This window comes from Microcoleus vaginatus FACHB-2002, from assembly GCF_040004035.1.
Taxonomy (GTDB): Bacteria; Cyanobacteriota; Cyanobacteriia; order Cyanobacteriales; family Microcoleaceae; genus Microcoleus; species Microcoleus vaginatus_C.
Genome location: NZ_JAMPLN010000033.1, coordinates 1 through 21506 on the forward strand (window position 1 = coordinate 1; position 21506 = coordinate 21506).

Below are 21506 nucleotides of genomic sequence, written 5' to 3' on the forward strand. Positions count from 1 at the left end.
AGGTGGAACAGTTAATGAAGTTAACTCCTTCTAAACGCCGCTTTTATCAACAAGGTATGCGGGCTGCAACCCTTATACAGTCTATCTCGTAGACCTCTTTGTCACCCCCCCAGACTCTTGTCAAGCCTACCTTTTCAGTTTACTTGTCACCCGTCGGTCAAATCATCCTATTTAGTTATTGACAATTGCTCTTCTCTGTTGAATTGTCAGGGAACGTATATATAAGGTTACAAATTGTATCACAAGCAACAGAAAGTACCCAATGTTTTATGTAGTGCCCTACAATTGAGAAAAGAAACAAGATTAAGAGGCGCGATCCCGATGGATATGAATATGGATATGAATATGGATATGAATGAAAACCTAGACTGGGAAGAAGCATTTGAGTACCGAGCGGGCTTAACAGTGGAGTTGAAGTCCCAGCCAGGTGTTTTCGATACGATCGCTTACTATGAAGTGATGATGGTACCGCCCATCTGGTTAGAAAATGACCCGCGTCCCCGCTATCCTCACGAACTGCGAGTCGTTGCCCACCAGCCAACTGTGTCCAATGTTTGCCGGATTTCAGAGAGTCCTGTTTTAGTCGCCTCCTAGGTTTTTTCAGCCGGAAATATCGGCGATGGCATATAGCCAGCAATCAAACCGATGCAGTGATTTTCGGATTGAGATTGCTTGAGTTTACTTTGTGGCATCGGCTAAGTAGTCGTAGGGTGCGCCGCCATGAACAACCCCTAACGCAGCATATCGACAATCTCACAGATCCGCACCTGTGCGATCGAGAGGCGATGTAAACAAACACAACACTTATTTTCTAGCCAAACTTTGTAAAAATGGTATTATTTTAGGGTTTCGGTAATTCCTTCCCCTATCAATAACCGCACGTTGGTCTAAAATCTCCTCAGCGACCAGAAAGGCGATATGGGCGATCGACTTTCACGAAAAAACTGCGGTAATCCAAAAGTATATTGGTACAAATTGTATTAAATCCATCTTGATATTAATGAGAGTTGTTTGAGGTTTTTCCTAGGGTGACTAATTCGGTTTATTAACACAAAACTGACAATTTTAACCATAAAAATTAAATTGGTATGTTAAGATGACACAAGCCCTTACCATACTTGATTTCAATTATGGCTGAAAAATTAATAGTTAGAAACTTTGCTGGCATCAAGGATTTGGAGATTGAAATCAAGCGAATAAATATACTTATTGGCCCTCAAGCCAGCGGTAAAAGTGTTTGCGCTAAACTCCTTTTTTATTTTAAGAACTTCGTATGGGAAATTTTATCGGTTGTAAAGAATGAGCAGACAAAACGAAATCTAGATTCAAACTATTCCAAGACGTTTGAGGAATATTTTCCTCCTGATTGTTGGGGAAAACAAAATTTTTTCATCAGGTATGAAATTTCCAATGTTTTTATAGAAGTTAGGAGAAAACAGGATACCAAAGGTAGAATTTCCCTCAGCTATTCAGATTTTTTCAAGAAAGAATTGGCAGACCTACGCAATTTACTCAAAAAAACCAGAGAGAAAGGCTCTGAAATAGCTCCTAGTTTTGATATTATTTATACTTTATTTTTATCCCAAAACATTTTAAAAGAACACTTAGTAGAAAGTTTAGGCCGATCCATTGGTCGAGAGGCAGCCTTCAATCAGCTTTTTATTCCTGCTGGCCGCTCATTTTTCTCTAATCTTCAGAGCAATATTTTTTCTATTCTGTCAAGCAATAATACCTTAGATCCATTTCTAAGATCGTTTGGCTCAACATACGAAGGGATAAAAAATTTGGGTATACAATATGAAGTTGATGTTGAAGATAAATATACAAAAGATATACTAGAGGAAATAAACAGGCTAATAGAGCAGTCTTTATGTGGTAAGCACATACAGGAAAAAGGCAAAGATTTTCTGGAGGTGGCAGATGGAAGACGTATTAGTATTGCGAACTCATCTTCCGGTCAACAGGAAACATTGCCTCTGACAATTATGCTAGCTGCACTACCTTTACTAGCTTCCCCTCCTGTCGGTCAGACAGTGTATATTGAGGAGCCGGAAGCGCATTTATTTCCAAGTGCACAGCGTAATATTATTGAATTGATCGCTACTGTCTTTAATTCTCGTAAAGAGCAACTTCAATTCTTCATAACTACCCATAGTCCTTATGTCCTGACAGCGCTTAATAATCTGCTCCAGGCTGGGCTTCTTTATGAAGAGTCCAGCGAAGATATACAACATCAACTAGAAAAGATTGTATCTAGATACAAATCATTAGATGTTGACGATCTCTCAGCCTATGTTTTGAGCGATGGAAAATGCAATAGTATTGTGTGTCCTGATACTGGGTTGATTGACGCGCGAGTAATTGATTCTGTTTCTGATGAACTAGCTATTGAATTCGATCAACTTCTCAACTTAGTTTGAATCGTATATGAAAAGTCTTCCCGAGTGTGAGGAACGTAGATCCGATACCAAGATTGTCTTGCAGGAGAACAAAAGTAAAATAACGTTCCTCAACCCGAATAAAGACGAAATATTAATAATTAAAATTGATGGCTGCGTTATTAGTGACAATGAGACTTTGCGTTGCGACTACGCACTCATTCCTTCTGATGCAGTAGAAATATATGTAGAGTTGAAAGGAAGTGATATTGCACAGGCGGTTAAACAAATAGAATCAACTATTAATTTACTTTCGGCAAATCCCCAAAAGATTAAGAAGCTATGTTTTGTCGTGTCTACACGAGTGCCAAAACAGACAACAAGTATACAACAGCTACAAAGTCAGTTTAAGAAAAAATTTAATGCTAGTTTCCGCATCAAGAATATTCAAGATGAGTATGATTTAAGTACGTCCACAAGCTAAACTAACGAGAACTTTGATATGACGAACATACAAAACTTTAGCAGAAAATGAGTCAGCGGACGATCGCCCTGCCTCAACTAAATTTGAGTTCGTATTTATAATAATTAATTCTGACACCTACCTTAAGAAATATCTTTTTGGGACTTCCCCAACACATCCCACCACTCCCAACATATACTACGGATCAGTGTGCAGTGCACACTCTACAAAAAATTTTGTGTAAATCCTATTTTATATTGCTTAATTCCTTGATCCCCGTAATTGGTCACCTTTATTCGAGCAGAACTGTGCGATATTTAGCCATAAATTAATATTGATTTAAACTTTTATGGAGACATAAACGAGCTAGAATTCAATAGTTGGTGTGGAAGGCATGGAGTTTAAATACAAAATGTCACAGATAACAAATTAATATCGATCGCACTTCTCGATCGCACTTTACAAAACAACCAAAACTCAGGAGTCAATCGCTGATGATGCTAGGAACAACCGAGATCCCGCAATTAAAGCCGCTTTCCGACTCAGAACTACACAAAATGAACGCCTACTGGCGGGCGGCAAACTACCTATCCGTCGGACAAATCTATCTCCTCGACAACCCCCTACTCAAAGAACCCCTCAAAATCGAACACGTCAAACCGAGACTCCTCGGACATTGGGGCACCACTCCAGGTCTAAACTTCATCTACGTTCACCTCAACCGCATCATCAAAGCCCAAGACCTCAACACCATCTACATCGCAGGCCCCGGACACGGCGGGCCGGGCTTGGTCGCCAACACTTATCTCGAAGGCACTTACAGCGAATATTACTCGAACATTTCCCAAGATGAAGATGGTATCAAACGGCTGTTCAAACAGTTCTCCTTTCCCGGCGGTATCCCCAGCCACGTCGCCCCGGAAACCCCCGGTTCGATTCACGAAGGCGGCGAACTCGGCTACGCCCTCGTCCACGCTTACGGGGCGGCCTTCGACAATCCCGATTTGATTGTGGCGGCCGTTGTCGGCGACGGGGAAGCGGAAACCGGCCCGCTAGCTGCTAGCTGGCACTCTAACAAGTTTCTCAACCCGGTTCGCGACGGGGCCGTGTTGCCGATTCTGCACTTGAACGGCTACAAAATTGCCAATCCTACCGTCTTGGCCCGCATTCCGCAGGAGGAATTGGAAAGTTTGATGGTCGGTTATGGCTACAAACCTTATTGGGTGGAAGGTTCAGACCCGGAAACCATGCACCAGTTGATGGCTGCAACTCTCGATACCGCGATCGGCGAAATTAAGGCGATTCAGGAAAAAGCCCGGACAGAGGGCTATTCGGGCCGTCCCCAGTGGCCGATGATTGTGATGAAAACTCCCAAAGGCTGGACGGGGCCGAAGGAAGTAGACGGTAAGAAAACTGAGGATTATTGGCGATCGCACCAAGTCCCACTTTCGGAAATGGCTTCTAAGCCGGGACACGTCCAACTCCTGGAAGATTGGATGAAAAGCTATAAGCCCGAAGAACTCTTCGACGAAAAGGGCAAGTTAATTCCCGAATTGGCGGAACTCGCACCCAAGGGATCTCGGCGGATGGGGGCAAATCCCCACGCTAACGGCGGCCTGCTGCTGCGAGACTTGAAAATGCCGGAATTTGAAGACTACGCCGTTGACGTGCAAAAACCGGGCACTGTAATGGCAGAAGCAACCCGCGTTGCCGGCCGCTTCCTGCGAGAGGTGATGACACTGAATCAGGAAAACGCCAATTTCCGCATTGTCGGGCCCGACGAGACGGCCTCAAACCGCCTCGATCCGGTGTTTGAAGTGACGAACCGGGTGTGGGCGGCGGAAATTTTGCCCGAAGACGACCACATCTCCCCCGACGGCCGGGTGATGGAAGTCCTCAGCGAACATCTATGTCAGGGATGGCTGGAAGGCTATTTGCTGACGGGACGCCACGGCTTTTTCTCTTGCTACGAAGCGTTTATTCACATCATCGATTCGATGTTCAACCAACACGCCAAGTGGTTGAAAACTACTAACGACATTCCTTGGCGCCGACCGATCGCCTCTCTCAACTACCTGCTAACTTCTCACGTTTGGCGGCAAGACCACAACGGTTTTTCTCACCAAGATCCGGGTTTTATCGACCACGTAATTAACAAGAAAGCGGAAGTGGTGCGGATTTATTTGCCGCCGGATGCGAACACTTTGCTGTCAGTAACGGATCACTGTCTCCGCAGCCGTCACTATGTCAACGTGATTATTGCAGGGAAGCAGCCGGCATTGCAGTATTTGGATATGGATGCTGCGATTAAACACTGTACCGCCGGCATCGGCATTTGGGAGTGGGCCAGCAACGATAAAGGCGGCGAACCGGATGTGGTGATGGCTTGCGCGGGTGATATTCCGACGCTGGAAACTTTGGCTGCTGTTGACATTCTCCGCCGAGATTATCCCGATTTAAAAGTGCGGGTGGTTAATGTGGTGGATTTGATGACACTTCAGCCTTCTAGCGAACATCCTCACGGTTTGTCTGACAGGGATTTTGATAGTTTGTTCACGAAAGATAAGCCGGTGATTTTTGCTTTTCACGGCTATCCTTGGCTGATTCACCGATTGGCTTACCGCCGGACGAATCACTCGAATATTCACGTTCGGGGTTACAAGGAAGAGGGAACGACTACGACGCCGTTTGATATGGTGGTGGTTAATGACCTCGATCGATTCCACTTGGTTGGAGATGTACTCGATCGCGTTCCGAAACTGAGTTCTGTAGCAGCTTACGGCAAACAAGCTATCCGTGACAAGCTGATCGAGCACACGCAGTATATCACCAAGCACGGCGATGATATGCCGGAAATCCGCGACTGGAAGTGGCCGCACGCGGGCCCGGTTTCGTCGGAAGCGCCGAAGGAAACAAAAGATCCGGGGGCGACGGCAGAACAAACCGTGCGATCGGGTGCTCCTGGGTAGGTGCGATCGCTTGTAGAGCACAAGCTACTCATCCCTATGATTGTCAACCACAGGGAAAATTAACGATTTTGCGAGTATACAACCTACGCAAGATCGAGGTTTGACCTCAGTTTGACAATCATAGGGAGTGACATCAGTTAAATAAAGCTTCAGCTAGCAATCTCAATTTCTAGGTATGCGCCCGGAACAATAGTGTCGATCGCGTTCCGAATATCGTCTTGATGTTTTTGAATGCGAGGCCAAGAAGTAGACAGCAAAACCACAATAGCAATTTGTCGGTTTGTCAGGTTTTGTTGATAACGCAAGTTGCGATCGGTCGTCACCAGCAGATTATACCCATCGCGTTCGGCAGTGTCGAGCAGATCGCCATTTGCTAATGTTGACCATCCACGTTCATAAGCAGTATCTACTGTATGACTCAGCAGCGATCGGCGCAACGGTACTGGCGTACCTTGATCGAACAATATCTTCATGCCACCATCTGCGTTATTGAGGCTAGGGCGCGATCGAGTAGCACCTCAACTTGGGTGCGAGTTACTCCCGGAAACCATTCGAGAAACTGGTCAATAGATGCTCCATCTTTAAGGTTCTCGAAAAAGGCGGCAACAGGTACGCGCGTGCCCCGAAATACCCATGCACCGCTTACCTTGCTTGGATCGCGTTCAATGACTTCAAAGAGGTGTATATTCTGCATGACGATCGTGTAGTATACAATTAAAACAAGATAATATGTAAGTTATCTTAGCATCAATCAACAATGATTTATGATTTGTACATTCAAAAGAGGCGGTAATGCTTAAAGAAATAGAAATCCAAAATTTTAGGTGCTTTGAGCAAGTCAAAATTTCTGGGTTTGAAAGAGTCAATTTAATCGGCGGTAAAAATAATGCTGGCAAGACAGGCTTGCTAGAAGCAATTTTTCTCAATTTTGCTCCCGATCTTAGTAGTATAGTAATGCTAAGAGAGCTGAGAAGAGAGTCATCAGCAGCCCTAGATGCTATGCCAGATAGAGCATGGAATCACTTATTCTATGCCTTAAAAAAAGATAAAACTATAGTTATTCAGGGAAAGAACGATAATGACAAGGATAATATCGACCGACTAGAAATTCAAATAGAAATCAATTCACGTGAGTCTGATATAATTATTCAAACAATAAAAGGTGAAAAGATACTTGACCAGTTAGTAGGAACTGTTACTTATAGAAGCTCACTGAGTAATACAAGTTTCACTGTGTACGAAATACCGATCGTTCCTCCTTTTATCAGAATTCCAGGAAGAAAACTCATAGAATCATTCGATCAAGCGCGCTTGGATGATAAAGATAGCGAAGTTTTGAAAGCTTTTCAAATTATTGACCCTACGATCGAATCTGTAGAAAGTTTTTCAATTGGCGAACCCACACTTTACTTAAGAAGAAAGGGCGAAAAGCGTTTGCCTTTATCATTGTTTGGAGATGCAATGAATAGAGTTGCATATATTATTCTTAAATTAGTAAACAATAAACACAAAATACTGCTAATTGATGAAATAGAGAATGGCATTCACCATACAAGTCAGCGTAATTTTTGGAGAGTGTTATTTCGGTTGGCGGTTGAACTGGATACGCAGATTTTTGCTACAACGCACAGTTTAGAGATGCTTCAAGCATTTGCTGAGGTGGGTTTAGAAACCACTAAGGAATGCAGCAGCGCATATTTTGAACTAGCAAGGAAACTCAAAACAAATCAAATAATCGGAAGTCGGCTCGATTTGGAAACGTTGAATTACGCACTAGAGCATCAAGAAGGAGTGAGAGGTGAGTAATATTGTTATAGTAGAAAGTAAAAATGATAAATTTTTCATGCAGGCAATGGTTGAGAAACTAAACTGCGATATCCAGGTAGAAAAACCTATTTATATAAATGATTATGAACCTTTGGAAGGCTTGAGCGAAACAGAGTTAATCAAAGCTTTAAAAAATTTAATAAGAAAGATTGACCGAAAAGATATCGAAAAGATTGGAATTATTATCGATATTGATAATTGTTCCGAGCAAGAACGGCTGGAATTCGTAGATAGATGTATAAAACAAGTGTTTCAAGCTGAAAGCTTGTCAAGCACTAAACAATTTATCGATATTTGTACAGATCATGGAACAAATGCAAAATTGGCTTGTTACTTTACAAATGTTGGAGGTCAAGGCGAACTGGAAACGCTTTTAAAGGCAATAAAGGCTAGAGAATCACCTCATGCTGATTGTTTGAATAGCTGGAAAACTTGCATACAAAGCCAGGGACAGCAAATTAACCAGAAAGGTTTTGATAAATTCTGGGTGAGCATCTATCTCAGGTATGATACTTGCTCAGATAACGAACAGCAACAAGCTGGCAGAAAATGCACTATGTCTGGGTTTGATTATGTTATGAAACACAAAAAAGATATTTGGGATTGGGATAATCCTGCACTCGATGATTTGAAGGAGTTTTTTAAACTCTTTTGCTAACATAGTAAAATTCACACACAATTAACTCATGAGCTTAAAAATCTACTTTGTACGACACGGTGAAACGACTTACAGCAAGACTGGCGGTTTCTGCGGCCATATCGATCCAGAATTAACGCCCGTAGGTTCTCAAATGGCAGAACAGTTTGGCGCCGCTTACGCAAAATTGCCTTGGAATGCTGTTTATGTCAGTCCGATGAAACGAACTATTGCTACTGCAAAACCTTTGTGCGATGCTGTGGGAATTGAAATGCAGCTTCGCGACGGACTGAGGGAAATTAATTACGGTGAGTGGGAAGGCAAAACAGTAGAAGCGGTCAAAAAAGAATACGAAGAAGATTATATTAATTGGCTGACTGAACCTGCTTGGAATGCACCTAATGGTGGCGAAACTTCGGTGGAAATTGCTAGTAGAGCTTCCTTAGTGATCGCAGAAATTGAGGAAAAGTACAAGAGCGGTAATGTTTTGGTTGTCTCGCACAAAGCGACTATTAGAATTATTCTGTGCAGTCTCTTGGGGATTGATTTGGGACGTTATCGCTATCGCATTGCCGCTTTAGCAGCTTCTGTCAGTATTGTTAAGTTTGACGTGCGCGGGCCGTTGCTGGAGGTTTTGGGCGATCGATCGTACATGGATGAAAACCTCCGCAATTTACCCGGTACTTGAAATTGCGGGTAGGCTGCGCGCACTGCCTACCCGGAGCGTCTGAAACTAAATCGCGCCTATGTAAGACAATCCTAAAATCGTACCCGTTCCCAAAATATGACCGAAGCAGAGACTTCCCACAAGTGCACCCAAACTCAAGCCGCCGACCAAACCCGATGAGGGCGCGGCTGGGCCTGTGTGAGGCTTTTGGATGGTCGATCTGCCGATCGCAATAGCTAAAATATTGCAAAGAATCATAATCAAACCGGTCGTGGGGCTCCACTCTACGGTTCTGGCGACAGTGGCAAGTAAAATTGGTGTAAACATCGATCGACTCCTTAAACTTTAGTAAATGAAAATCTGCATAGAAGATATATCAAAAAAATGCAACTGTTAGCTACAGATTGCATTAAGAGTTAATTTTTCGACATTTTTCTTAATAATTTTCCCAGGATCTCAAGGTTTCTTAGTCTGTGCAGGCGGATGAAAGTTTGACAAGACGCGATTTCAATCGCCTAGCGATCGAAAGAACGAATCAACAGGACATAATAAAGCATGAAAATACTGGTGTTAAATGCGGGTTCTAGTAGTCAAAAGAGCTGTCTTTACGAGTTAAACGGTGTCCTGCCCGATCGACCTTTGCAACCCCTCTGGTCAGCTCAAATTGATTGGACTCACCAGCAGGGTATAGCAGAGTTGAAAGTCAAAACAGCAAAAGGCGATCGGCTTGAGGAGGAGTTTGCATCCGAGTCTCGCGAAGATGCTATTTCTCGAATGCTGGAGAGTCTTTGGAAGGGAAGAATTCAAACAATTAATGATTTAAACGAGATTGATATTGTCGGCCACCGCGTCGTACACGGCGGACAAGATTATCAGCAAAGTACGTTAATTTCGCCGGATGTTAAAAAGGCGATCGCCCGTTTATCTGTTTTCGCCCCTGTCCACAATCCGGTTAACCTCGAAGGTATCGAAGCCCTTGAAAAAATCCTCCCAAATCGGTCGCAAGTAGCAGTATTTGATACAGCTTTTCACGCACAATTGCCGCCCGCAGCCTTTGTGTATCCCGGCCCCTATGAATGGCTGGAAAATGGGATTCGCCGTTACGGTTTTCACGGGATTAGCCATCAATATTGCGCGCGTCGGGCCGCCGACATTCTGGGTAAAGATTTGGCAGATTTGCGGTTGATTAGCTGTCATTTGGGCAACGGATGTTCTCTGGCGGCCATTCGCGGTGGCTGGAGTGTTGACACGACGATGGGATTTACGCCTTTGGAAGGTTTGATGATGGGAAGTCGATCGGGTTCGATCGATCCAGGCATTCTCATTCATCTGTTAAAACAATCCGAGTTTACTGCTGAGAAACTTGATGGTATTCTCAATCGAAATTCTGGTTTAAAAGGGATTTCTGGGGTATCTAGCGATATGCGGCAGATTGGAGATGCGATCGCCCAAGGTAATCAGAGAGCTCAACTTGCTTTGGATATTTACATCCACCGTTTGCGTGCCGGAATTGGTGCCATGCTGGCGAGTTTGGGAGGGTTGGATGCTTTAATTTTTACGGCGGGAGTTGGGGAAAATTCTGCTGTTGTACGGGCTGCAGCTTGCGAACCTTTTGGATTTATCGGGTTAAAATTGGATGGGGATAAAAATCAACAGTCACCGATCGATCAAGATATTGCGGCCGTGGATTCGGCGGTGAGAATTTTGGTGGTCCACACGCAGGAGGATTGGGAAATTGCGCGAGAATGCTGGAAACTTTATCACTAACTTATTTTATGAATTCCTTCAACAGCGATGCCCACTAAGCATTGCACAATGGTCAACAATCACGAACCCCGCCACCGGAATATATCTAATTCATCGGCGTTAATCTGTGTTTATCTGCCCTCATCGGCGGTAAAAAAAAGAGAATGTATTAACCGCAGATGACAAGGGATTGACGCTGATTCACGCAGATGAAAAAAAGAGAGATAGGAATAATTCCGATGCTAACAGATTTGATATGACAACGCAATGCGTAGCCGGATTGTTAAGGGTTGCTAACTGGAATTTATTTGGGGATGTTGGTTAATAGTGAGTGCCACAAATTACAAAACTTGCCTGGGGGCGATCGGAATCTCAATAATAAACTCGGTTCCCTCTCCGGGTGCAGAAACGCAAGTCAATTTTCCACCATGAGAATTGACAACAATCGAGTGAGAAATAGACAATCCCAAACCAGTTCCCGACCCCACGGGCTTAGTTGTAAAAAATGGATCGAATATCTTGTGCAGCACCTCCGTGCTCATCCCCGGCCCGCTGTCGGCAATTCTAATTATGACAGAATTCCTGTCAGTCACCTCTGTAGAAATTGTAATAGCAAGCTGTTGATGAGAGTTTTCCGGGTCATCTCTTGCTACGAGGAGAGCATCGATCGCATTGGTGAGAATATTCATAAACACCTGATTGAGTTGTCCGGCGTAGCATTCCACCAGGGGTAGAGAACCGTAGTCTTGAATCACCTTAATAGACGGTCGTTCCGGTCTATCTTTGAGGCGGTGTTGCAAAATCAGTAGGGTGCTGTTAATACCCTCATGGATATCTACTGGTTTAAACTCTGCTTCGTCCATCCGCGAAAAGTTCCGCAACGACAGAACAATTTGGCGGATGCGATCGGTACCCATTTTCATCGAAGACAGCATTTTGGGCAGGTCTTCTTGCAAGAACTCCAGGTCGATTTCTTCGGCTGCGATTTGAATTTCGTCAGCAGGGTTAGGATAGTGCTGTTGATAAAGCTGTACGAACTTTAACAAATCTTGGGCGTATTGCTGTGTATGGACGAGGTTGCCGTGAATGAAGTTGACCGGGTTGTTAATTTCGTGGGCGACTCCACCAACCATTTGCCCCAAACTAGACATTTTTTCGCTATGAATTATCTGTGATTGGGTGCGTTGCAACTCACTTAGGGCGTTTTTGAGTTCACCGGTGCGGTGTTCCACGCGGTCTTCTAATTCTGCATTACTTTTTTCTAAGGCGGTAAACGATTCGCGCAGTTGTCTTGCCATCTGGTTAAAGGAGTTGGCAAGGGCGTTGAGTTCTTGAATACGGCTGTCTTCTACACCTTGGTCGAAGTTGCCAGATGTTATTGCCTCACTCGCCCGATTCAGTCGCAGAATCGGACGCGCAATCCAGCCGGAGGTGATAACGCCCATCCCACAAGCTACCCCCAATGCTGCTAAGCAGAGCAAGATTGTGGTGCGAGTGTTGGCATCAATCTGTGCCATGAATTCGCTTTCTGGCACACTCACCACCACTAACCAATCCAATCCATATTGGTCGCGCCAGGGAGTGAGTTGCACATAGTAGAGTTCTCCCTGAAAATCAAGTCGGAGATCCGTGTCTCCAGAAATAGATTGAAACCCTTTGAAGCGTTGCTGGATTTGTTTGGCAATTCCCTGCACTATGGGATTGGGACTGTCGATCGCCTTCAAACGCCGAATCTCGTCTTTGATGGTAGTAAAGGGCTGTTCTTTCGCAGAATTTGCGATCAACAGCCCATTTCGTTCCATGATGAAAACCTGCCCTGAGCTACTGAGATCTATATTCCGTAAGAAATGGCTCAGTTTCAACAGATGGATATCGACTCCAACCATTCCTAGCAAGCGATTATTTGCGTCATAGATGGGGCGACCAGCGGAGGCAGCGATGTAGGGATAATTGGGATAATTTACGGTGACGATCCGCGACCAGATGGGTTTACCTGCTTTCATGGGTTCGGTGTACCAAGGTTCTTGCAAGTTGTCCCAATCATAAATAGTCACGACGTGAGTGCGATCGCCTTTGTTATCGGTGGCATAGTTGGTGACATTATTCGGCGGTTTGGGACTCCAATCATCAATCACGACGGTTTTGGGGTCGTAGCGTGCGGCTCCTACTCCCTCACCCGTGATCAGTCCAATGCCGATGTAATTCAGGTCATAGGCCTGCATTTGGTGCCAGAAATACTTACCGAGGGTTTGGCGATCGCGCACATCCAGCAATCCCATCCGAATCGCATCGGCGTTAATCTGAATCACTTGATGCGGAATAGATAAATAAGCCTCCAGATGTTGATTCACCGAAATGCTGGTTCGATGCATCAACTGAGCCGCCAGGTCGTTTACGGCTTTTTGTCCATTTTTGAACGACAAATATCCAACCAGACCGACCGCTCCAAAGATTTGCAAAACAAATGGCACCATCAGTATGAGCTGCAATGGGATCGCCGGAGTTTTGCCGAAGTGACGTATCTTCATGATCGGAATTTAATTTTACTTTAGTATGATCTACTATCTACAGTTCGATCGTGAAGCTACACACAAGATTTACTTTCTTAATAAAAAATCTGACACTTTTTATGCTTTGCCGGAGCATTGCCACCTCGTCGTGATGAAAAGCCCTCAGTGCGGCTGCAAAATGGCGATCGTCCTATTATGAAAACCCGATCGCTCGACTTGGCGACAGAGTTTTCGCCGAGTTTAAATTGCGAATTCAAAGTTTAGTAAACGCAATGCGTGGCCGGATTGTTAAGGGTTGCTAACTGGAATTTATTTGGGGATTTGGGTTGATAGTAGGGCCGATTACAAAACTTGCCTGGGGGCGATCGGAATTTCAATAATAAACTCGCTCCCCTCTCCTGGTGTAGAAACGCAAGTCAATTTTCCGCCATGAGAACTCACAACAATCGAGTGAGAAATAGACAATCCCAAACCAGTTCCCGAACCCACGGGCTTAGTTGTAAAAAATGGATCGAATATCTTGTGCAGCACCTCAGTGCTCATCCCCGGCCCGCTGTCGGCAATTCTAATTATGGCAGAATTCCTGTCAGTCACCTCTGTAGAAATTGTAATTGTAGGCTGTTTATGAGAGTTTTCCGGACAATCTCTTGCTACGAGGAGAGCATCGATCGCATTTGTCAAAATATTCATAAATACCTGATTCAACTGAGACGCATAACAAGTAATTAGGGGTAGCGTGCTGTAATTTTTAATCACCTCAATTCCCAAACGCCCGCCCTCTTTTCTCAGGCGCGGTTGCAGCAACATCACCGTACTGTCGATGCCTTGATGGATATCTACCGACTTCATTTGCGCTTCGTCGAGGCGAGAGAAATTCCGCAAGCTTAGCACAATATCCCGGATTCTTTCCGCTCCTACTTTCATGGAATCCAGCAGCTTTTGCAAATCCTCGCTCAAAAATTCCAGCTCAATTGTTTCTATTTCTTCTAGAATTTCATCAGCCGGTTCTGGATAGTGCTGCTGGTAAAGCTCAATCAATTTTAGCAAGTCTTTAACGTATTCGCTAGCCGGATTAAGATTGCCGTAGATAAAACTTACAGGATTATTAATTTCGTGAGCTACACCAGCGACCATTTGCCCCAAACTAGACATTTTTTCCGTTTGAATTAATTGAGCTTGAGTTAGTTTAAGTTCGCGCAAAGTTTGTTCTAAACGCTCGTTCTTTTCATTTAACTCCTGCGTTCGTTCTTGTACTTTCTGTTCCACAGAATTGTAAAGCAAAGCATTTTCCAAAGAAATAGCCACTTGGGAAGAAAGCAACCTTAAAACTTCCAATCTGTGGGGAGTAAATGCTCCGACAGTCAAATTGTTTTCTAAATAAAGAATGCCGATTAGTTTGCCTTGATTGATGATTGGAGTACACAAAATAGATTGCAGTTGGTGTTTAGCGATGTAAGGATCGGCTGTGAATAGTCCCTCAGCCGCCGCATTGCTCAACACCAAATCCGAGCGAGTCCTTTCCACGTAATTAATCACCGTCACAGGTAAATCATGATAGTCTCCAACAGGCGTAAATTGCAGCACAGCTACATCTTCAGCAAATACTGACGCTTTAGCTGAAATCAACAGTTTACCATCTCTAACTAAAATCAGAAAACCTAATTGAGCACCCGCATTTTCTAAGGAGATTCTCATCAAAGAAGCCAGCAACTTATCGAGGACAATTTCGCTAGAAATCGCCAGAGATGCTTTCATTACCGTTGCCAAATCCAGCACTCTCGCATCGCTGCCAGTAGAAGTATGAATAGTTGTGGTAGTTTGATTGTTGTTAAAACTTCCGTTGATTGGCGTCATTTCCCGCAACTGCGGATACTTCTGTTCTAAATCTTCTACTTTGCGAACTGCACCCCAGCGCAAGTAGCACGAGTGAGCTTCGCGCAAGTGAATTTTGGCATATTGATACTTGCCTTTACTCAACCAAAACTTAGCTGCTAGTTCATTAGCTAGCGCTTCATTTTGGACAAATTCATTGTCTTGGGCTAAATTTATAGAGAAATCGTACAGTTCTACAGCTTCAGAATCTTTCTTGGAGATTCTGGCTATTTCTGCTTGTACTAAAAGATACTTGTGCAGAAAATTTTCGGCACAGTTGTCTGCCCAAATTTTCATCTGTTTTTGGTTTTCCTCTAACTTTTCCAAGTACTCCTTTTGCTTGTCTTCTGAAACATTTGGGAAAACGGCGGCTAAAGTTAGAGAAAAGAAAAAATTCCATTCGGTAGCGGGTATCGCTCCGGTAATAAAAGATAGCTGTTTTTCTACTTCAAAAGCTAGTTGTAGCGCTTCGTTGAAGTTGCCGTACCAGTACATTACCTGGCATTTGCGAATCTGATAAAGGCAGAGCGAGTACAAATTTTGATGAGCTTGACAGTTGTGTACGTATTCAGCTTCGCTGATATCTTCGCTTTCAAATACAAACTTTTCAGGAGTTAGTTTGCTCAAGTTACGCAGGATTAACTCTACCCCTAATAATATATCAGTTACGAGCTGATTTTTGGTTTTTTGGCTGAACTGCAAATACCTGCTCGTGTCTGCCAGAATTTGCGAGATTTCTTTACCTTGAAAAAATGAGTTAGCTATGCGGTTGGACAGGATATAACCCGCATACTCTAAATCTCCTGATTCTAAAGCGGCTTGATATCCTTCATTGCTGATCGCGTGGGAATCTTTGATGTGATTGAACCAGTAATAAAAAATACTGACCAGGGATGAACAAGCTCTGCACTTCAAGCCGATATTGCCCGATTTTTCGCTGAGATTCAGCGAGAGCAAGCCGAATTGATATGCAGCTTTGTAATCTCCCGAAACTGCGTTTAAGAACATACCGTAGCCAGCATAGCAAAGAGAGGCTTCGGGTACTAAACCGTATTGTAGAGAAAGATTGACTCCTTTTAAAACGCTGACTTTCCACAAATCGGGATTTTTGAGGTACGCGGATGTCAGCAAGTTTGTAATTAATTTGACTGCAACTTTTTTGTCGGGTACAGTCATTTCGGGGGCGTCAATTAGGGAAGCTATTTCTCTACCGGCTAAAATATTTGTAGCGGCTGCAAATTCTTCGGATATGACTTTTTGTAGCCCATCTAGCGGCAAGTCAATGCCTAGCAAGTCTAAAGCTGTGATTCCGGCTTTAACGGCTTCTTCGTACTTCGCCCGCAGGGTGTACTGCACGATCAGCAGGTTGTAAATTTCTACCTTTTCTAAGGGCGATCGCGCTTTTTCCAACGTTATATTAATAAATTCTTCGGAGTTCTCAAAAAAACCGTTTAAATACTCAACATTTGCCCGCTCCATGTGCAAGGCAAAGGCTAAATCGTAGTGGGCATCCCAAATATCGGCGCTCAAACCGTCCATGCCTGCGGTCAAATACTGCAAGGCAGCAACATAAGCAGTGGCATCTTTGGCTCTGCGGGCCGCGTCTAAATTCAGCGTTGCCAGTTCAATTAATTCTCGATCGTCTGTAATTAGCGATCGAGCCACATTCAAGTGATCGACTAATTCAAAAATTCTGTCCGCGCGATATTCAGCCGGGGTGTTTTCTAGGATTTGCCTGCCTATTTTCAGGTGAACTGCCTTTTTTTGCGAGTCGTCGATCAGAGCGTAAGCTGCTTGCTGTACGCGATCGTGCAAAAATTTATAATTCAGAATTAATAGCGGAAACAGCACGTAATCTAATGACTTGCTTTCCAATTCCGAAGTTGGCAGAATCAGTCCCGACTTAATCGCCGGCAACAGGTGAGAAAAAGTTTCCGAGGCTTCTTTTTCATGAATTAAAGAAAGAGTATTCAAGTCAAACTCGTTGCCCAAACAAGCCACTAAACGCAAAACTTGCTGCGTTGAACTTGGCAGTTTTCTCAATTTTTGTACCATCAAATCTACTACATTGTCAGTGATAGCGCACTGCTCAATTTGGGTCATATCCCAATGCCACCCGCCCTTGCTCCCCGACTGTGGCGGGTGAAAAACTAGCAGGTTTTCCTGATACAATGTTTGCAGGAATTGATTTACAAAAAAAGGATTGCCGTCGGTTTTGCTGATTACCAATTCAGCTAACGGTTTGACAGATTCTCGATCGCTGTGCAAAGTTTCGGCAATCAAATGAGTTATGTTTTCCACCCCCAGCGGCGACAAAGCAATCTGATTAATGATAGCTTCCTGATTCCGCAGCGTCTCCACAGTCATCATTAAAGGATGAGTAGGACTAACTTCATTATCCCGATAAGCACCAATTAAAAACAGATATTGCGTAGCTTCATCTGTCATCATCAATTCGATCAGCTTGAGAGTAGCAGAATCAGCCCACTGCAAATCGTCGAGAAAAATGACCAGCGGATGTTCTGGCTGGCAAAATACGCGAATGAAATTTTGAAATACTAAATTAAAGCGGTTCAGAGATTCCGTCGGCCCCAATTCAGCTACAGGAGACTGAGCTCCGACAATTAGTTCAACTTCGGGAATAACATCAATAATAATTTGTCCGTTTTGACCGAAGGAACTGCGGAGTTTTTCGCGCCAAACTGCTAATTGAGCCTCACTTTCAGTTAACAGTTGCCGCACCAATTCCGAAAAAGCGCTGACAACGGCAGAGTAAGGAATAGTTCGCTTGTACTGGTCAAACTTCCCCCAAATAAAATATCCACGTCGGCGGGTAATAGGTTTGTCTAAAATCTTCACCATTGCAGATTTGCCAATACCGGAATAACCGGCAATCAGCATCATCTCGCTGCGAGATTTATGCTGTCCTCTCGCCAGGACTGACAAGGGACTTTCTTTTTTCGATTTAATCTCTTTTTTGATGACAGAAATTTGAGAATCTTCGGTGCGGTAGCCTCGATTATTTGTTGCTGCTACCCGTTCAAATGCCGCTAAAAGAGTTTCAACTTCTCGCTGTCTGCCGTAAAGTTTTTGAGGTATTTGAAATTTGTCGGAAATATCTTGGCTGCCGAGAGGAAACTCAGAAACAACCCCAGATGTTTGCCACTGAAACAGGCAGGATTCCAAATCGGCTTTTAGTCCCCAAGCACTTTGATAGCGCTCTTCAGGAGTTTTTGCTAACAATTTCATCACAATATCTGAAACAGCTTGAGGAATTTCTGGTGCAATTTCAGCTAGAGGTACTGGCTGTTTGGCAATGTGACAGTGAACTAACTCCATGGGATCTGTAGTGGGAAAAGGAAGTTGTCCTGCCAGGATTTCATAGAAGGTCACGCCGAGGGAATAAAAGTCGGTGCGGTAATCGACTACCCGGTTCATTCTGCCGGTTTGTTCTGGCGACATATAGGCTAAAGTGCCTTCTAAAAAATTGGGATTTTTATTGGGGATATTTTCCAGGTTGGATGCAGTTGAAATGCTAAAGTCTATTAGTTTAACTTGTCCTGTAGCAGGGTTAAAAACTATATTAGAGGGATTTATATCTTTATGAATTACATTTTTTCCGTGAATTTCGCCCAAAGTTTCCGCAACTTTGATTGCCGTAGTCAGAAATCCTAAAATGGTAAATTTTTGGGAACCCATAAATATTTTTAAAGATTCCCCGCCAAAATCTTCTAAGATCATTGCCAGACTATTTCTAACCTGTTGCAACTTATACACTTTCACAACTCCGTCCAACAGGCTTAAGTTGGCAGTGATCTCATATTCGCGCTTGTATCTATTCAGTTCTTCAGGAGTCGGATAGTCTTCTTTGATAAGTTTGATAATAACAGGTTGGTTGTTCTGCTCGTTGTGGCCGCGGTAAACCAGGGAAGTGCTGCTTTCATAAATGAGAGCGAGAACTGCAACGCCGGGAATTGCCATCATAGTTGGGTTCTCTCAAATTAGGTGTGCTTGGTCAATGTTACAGGACTGACGCGCGGCGGGCTAGAAACCGGGTTTCTTCGTTGCTAGTCGTTGACAAACCCAAGATTTTTTCGTGTAAATCGGGTTTCTTTTCGTAAATCCTATGTTATTCTTCATTATCGCTCAAGAGCTATCTTTTGGGATGTGTGGGAAAGCAGGCCTTGACAGCAAAGAGCTACTGCTGACAAAAGCACGCTGGGGCTTTCGTTACCTCAGCCGTTAGGTTAACAAGAGCGCAAATACAGGAGTTGTGCAAGGATTTACTCTAATACTCGATCGCCACGCTGACAACTAAATCATCTCAGATTCCAAGCAATCGCTTGATTTTAGTGGAGCGTCACCACATCTCGTGAAAATACGCAAGTGCTGAAAGATTTATTTTTTCCGGTGATCGGGTACGAATTTGCGGTGCTTCAAAAAAACCGGCCGGTGCAAATCTTAACTATAATTCGCGACCGAGGCGCTGAGGGAAGTAAGTGTTGCTTCGGAATCTGAAATTTCCTTCAGTTCTATCTATTTTGACCGATTGATTAACAATACTAACTGACCGTTTGACCAAAGTAAATTTGACAAAAAATGCAGAATTATTGCACCTTGTCTGGTGTACGGCAGCGAACCCTACATTAATCTAATTTGCCTAACTCTTAAGAAAATTTGAGGAAAGATTAAGAATTATTGCCATAAAACCAAGGTAAAGTTGTTTGAATTGCCAGTTAAATCCCAAGCAGGCAAAGCGTTTGAGCATTTCCCAAATCTGTAAATCCTCAGAAAATTAGTATTTCTCAAGGATTCATCCGGTGAGAAAATCAGAAACAACCTTAAAATTTAGCAGTAATCGCCCGATCGGGCAATTCTCAACCAGCACCAGGAAAAATACCTATGAAATTGGCTTATTGGATGTACGCAGGCCCAGCCCACATCGGCACTTTGCGCGTGGCCAGTTCCTTCAAAAACGTCCATGCAATCATGCACGCACCGATTGGAGACGACTATTTTAACGTCATGCGTTCCATGCTGGAGAGGGAACGGGATTTTACCCCGGTGACTACCAGCGTCGTTGACAGACACGTACTGGCGCGGGGTTCGCAAGAACGGGTGGTGGACAACATCACCCGCAAAGACAGAGAAGAACACCCTGATTTAATCGTGCTCACCCCCACTTGCACCTCCAGCATTCTGCAAGAAGACTTGGAAAACTTCGTGGAGCGAGCTCAATTGGATGCCAAAGGCGATGTATTGCTGGCGGATGTGAACCATTACCGCGTCAACGAACTGCAAGCAGCCGATCGCACTTTGGATCAAATCGTCCAATTTTACATTAACAAAGCCCGCAAAAAAGGCGATTTAGTAGAAGCCAAAAGCGAAAAACCATCTGTCAACATTATCGGTATGTCTACCCTGGGTTTCCACAACCAGCACGACTGCACCGAGTTGAAGCGTTTGATGGCAGATTTGGGCATTGAAGTCAACGAAGTTATTCCCGAAGGTGCTTCGGTTCACAACTTAAAAAGACTGCCCCGCGCTTGGTTTAACTTGGTTCCTTATCGGGAATTGGGGATGATGGCCGGGGAGTATTTGCAAAAAGAATTCGGTACGCCGATGGTGGATATTACGCCGATGGGTGTGGTGGAAACGGCGCGCTGTATCCGCAAGATTCAGCAAGTGTTGAACGCTCAAGGTGCGGATGTTGATTACGAAAATTTTATTGACCAACAAACGCGGTTTGTGTCGCAGGCTGCTTGGTTTTCGCGATCGATCGACTGCCAAAACCTAACCGGCAAAAAAGCCGTCGTATTTGGCGATAATACCCACGCTGCGGCGATGACGAAGATTTTGGCTCGCGAGATGGGAATCCACGTTGTGTGGGCTGGAACCTACTGCAAACACGACGCTGATTGGTTCCGGGAACAGGTAAGCGAGTATTGTGATGAAGTGCTGGTGACGGACGATCACGGGGCGATCGGGGATGCGATCGCCAAAGCGGAACCTTCGGCGATTTTCGGTACGCAAATGGAACGCCACGTAGGTAAGCGGTTGGATATTCCCTGCGGCGTAATTGCTGCACCGATTCACGTCCAAAATTTCCCGATCGGCTACAAGCCATTTTTGGGTTATGAAGGCACGAATCAGTGCGTAGATTTGGTATACAATTCCTTCACTTTGGGAATGGAAGACCACTTGCTGGAAATCTTCGGCGGCCACGATACCAAGGAAGTGATTACGAAGGGTATTTCGGCTGATTCTGATATGGGTTGGACGAAGGATGGACAAGCTGAGTTGAATAAAATCCCTGGTTTTGTGCGGGGTAAGGTGAAGCGGAATACTGAGAAGTTTGCGCGCGATCGGGGCATTGATAAGATTACCGTTGAGGTGCTTTACGCAGCGAAGGAATCTGTCGGCGCGTAGTTTATTGG

Annotated in this window: 15 protein-coding genes; 10 read left to right on the forward strand and 5 right to left on the reverse strand. The window is 44.2% G+C overall.

Annotated features, from left to right (window positions below; all coding sequences use genetic code 11):
* The first annotated feature begins 321 nt into the window (after nucleotides 1-321).
* From NDI35_RS22945 to NDI35_RS22960, 4 genes are all read left to right on the forward strand, one after another.
* Complete coding sequence (locus tag NDI35_RS22945) at nucleotides 322-594, forward strand: hypothetical protein (RefSeq protein WP_445314737.1); 273 nt, start codon at nucleotides 322-324, stop codon at nucleotides 592-594.
* A 536-nt stretch (nucleotides 595-1130) separates the two neighbouring features.
* Entirely contained in the window at nucleotides 1131-2420 is a 1290-nt protein-coding gene (locus NDI35_RS22950; protein ID WP_445314738.1) for an AAA family ATPase, read from the forward strand.
* Between the two features lie 7 nt (nucleotides 2421-2427).
* Nucleotides 2428-2862, forward strand: coding sequence for a hypothetical protein (locus NDI35_RS22955; protein WP_445314739.1), 435 nt, complete (start codon nucleotides 2428-2430; stop codon nucleotides 2860-2862).
* A 473-nt stretch (nucleotides 2863-3335) separates the two neighbouring features.
* Nucleotides 3336-5810 carry a phosphoketolase family protein gene (locus NDI35_RS22960; protein WP_445314740.1) on the forward strand — a complete coding sequence of 825 codons (2475 nt, stop codon included), beginning with the start codon at nucleotides 3336-3338 and terminating at the stop codon, nucleotides 5808-5810.
* A 149-nt stretch (nucleotides 5811-5959) separates the two neighbouring features.
* Here the strand turns inward: NDI35_RS22960 and NDI35_RS22965 are convergent, their stop codons facing one another.
* Together NDI35_RS22965 and NDI35_RS22970 are read right to left on the reverse strand one after the other, a co-directional pair.
* Nucleotides 5960-6283, reverse strand: a complete 324-nt coding sequence (locus NDI35_RS22965) for a hypothetical protein (protein WP_445314741.1) — start codon at nucleotides 6281-6283, stop codon at nucleotides 5960-5962.
* A complete protein-coding gene (locus NDI35_RS22970) occupies nucleotides 6280-6504 on the reverse strand; it encodes a DUF433 domain-containing protein (RefSeq protein ID WP_445314742.1) in 225 nt (74 codons plus the stop codon). Before NDI35_RS22970 ends, NDI35_RS22965 begins: the two co-directional genes overlap by 4 nt.
* A 98-nt stretch (nucleotides 6505-6602) precedes the next feature.
* On the opposite strand from NDI35_RS22970, the gene NDI35_RS22975 reads away from it, so the two are divergent.
* Genes NDI35_RS22975 through NDI35_RS22985 form a run of 3 tightly spaced genes read left to right on the forward strand, consistent with a single transcriptional unit; the run spans nucleotide 6603 to nucleotide 8962 of the window.
* Nucleotides 6603-7616: an AAA family ATPase gene (locus NDI35_RS22975; protein ID WP_445314743.1), complete on the forward strand. Its 1014-nt coding sequence runs from the start codon at nucleotides 6603-6605 to the stop codon at nucleotides 7614-7616.
* Nucleotides 7609-8295, forward strand: coding sequence for a DUF3226 domain-containing protein (locus NDI35_RS22980; protein ID WP_445314744.1), 687 nt, complete (start codon nucleotides 7609-7611; stop codon nucleotides 8293-8295). The genes NDI35_RS22975 and NDI35_RS22980 overlap by 8 nt, the downstream gene beginning before the upstream one ends.
* Nucleotides 8296-8323: 28 nt before the next feature.
* On the forward strand, nucleotides 8324-8962 hold the full coding sequence (locus NDI35_RS22985; protein WP_445314745.1) for a histidine phosphatase family protein: 639 nt from the start codon (nucleotides 8324-8326) through the stop codon (nucleotides 8960-8962).
* A 45-nt stretch (nucleotides 8963-9007) separates the two neighbouring features.
* Here NDI35_RS22985 and psaK read toward each other — a convergent pair whose 3' ends face one another.
* Nucleotides 9008-9268, reverse strand: a complete 261-nt coding sequence (gene psaK / locus NDI35_RS22990; protein ID WP_333050587.1) for a photosystem I reaction center subunit PsaK — start codon at nucleotides 9266-9268, stop codon at nucleotides 9008-9010.
* A 228-nt stretch (nucleotides 9269-9496) separates the two neighbouring features.
* Between psaK and NDI35_RS22995 the strand changes: the two genes are divergently transcribed.
* On the forward strand, nucleotides 9497-10708 hold the full coding sequence (locus NDI35_RS22995) for an acetate/propionate family kinase (protein WP_445314746.1): 1212 nt from the start codon (nucleotides 9497-9499) through the stop codon (nucleotides 10706-10708).
* A gap of 320 nt (nucleotides 10709-11028) precedes the next feature.
* Here the strand turns inward: NDI35_RS22995 and NDI35_RS23000 are convergent, their stop codons facing one another.
* Complete coding sequence (locus NDI35_RS23000; RefSeq protein WP_445314747.1) at nucleotides 11029-13215, reverse strand: ATP-binding protein; 2187 nt, start codon at nucleotides 13213-13215, stop codon at nucleotides 11029-11031.
* A 117-nt stretch (nucleotides 13216-13332) separates the two neighbouring features.
* On the opposite strand from NDI35_RS23000, the gene NDI35_RS23005 reads away from it, so the two are divergent.
* Nucleotides 13333-13461, forward strand: a complete 129-nt coding sequence (locus tag NDI35_RS23005; protein ID WP_445314748.1) for a hypothetical protein — start codon at nucleotides 13333-13335, stop codon at nucleotides 13459-13461.
* Nucleotides 13462-13539: 78 nt separating this feature from the next.
* Here NDI35_RS23005 and NDI35_RS23010 read toward each other — a convergent pair whose 3' ends face one another.
* The gene (locus tag NDI35_RS23010) at nucleotides 13540-19053 is read right to left on the reverse strand and encodes an ATP-binding sensor histidine kinase (RefSeq protein WP_445314749.1); all 5514 of its coding nucleotides are present in this window, start codon (nucleotides 19051-19053) and stop codon (nucleotides 13540-13542) included.
* Nucleotides 19054-19971: 918 nt separating this feature from the next.
* On the opposite strand from NDI35_RS23010, the gene bchB reads away from it, so the two are divergent.
* Nucleotides 19972-21498 carry a ferredoxin:protochlorophyllide reductase (ATP-dependent) subunit B gene (gene bchB / locus NDI35_RS23015; protein ID WP_333099663.1) on the forward strand — a complete coding sequence of 509 codons (1527 nt, stop codon included), beginning with the start codon at nucleotides 19972-19974 and terminating at the stop codon, nucleotides 21496-21498.
* Nucleotides 21499-21506 lie beyond the last annotated feature (8 nt).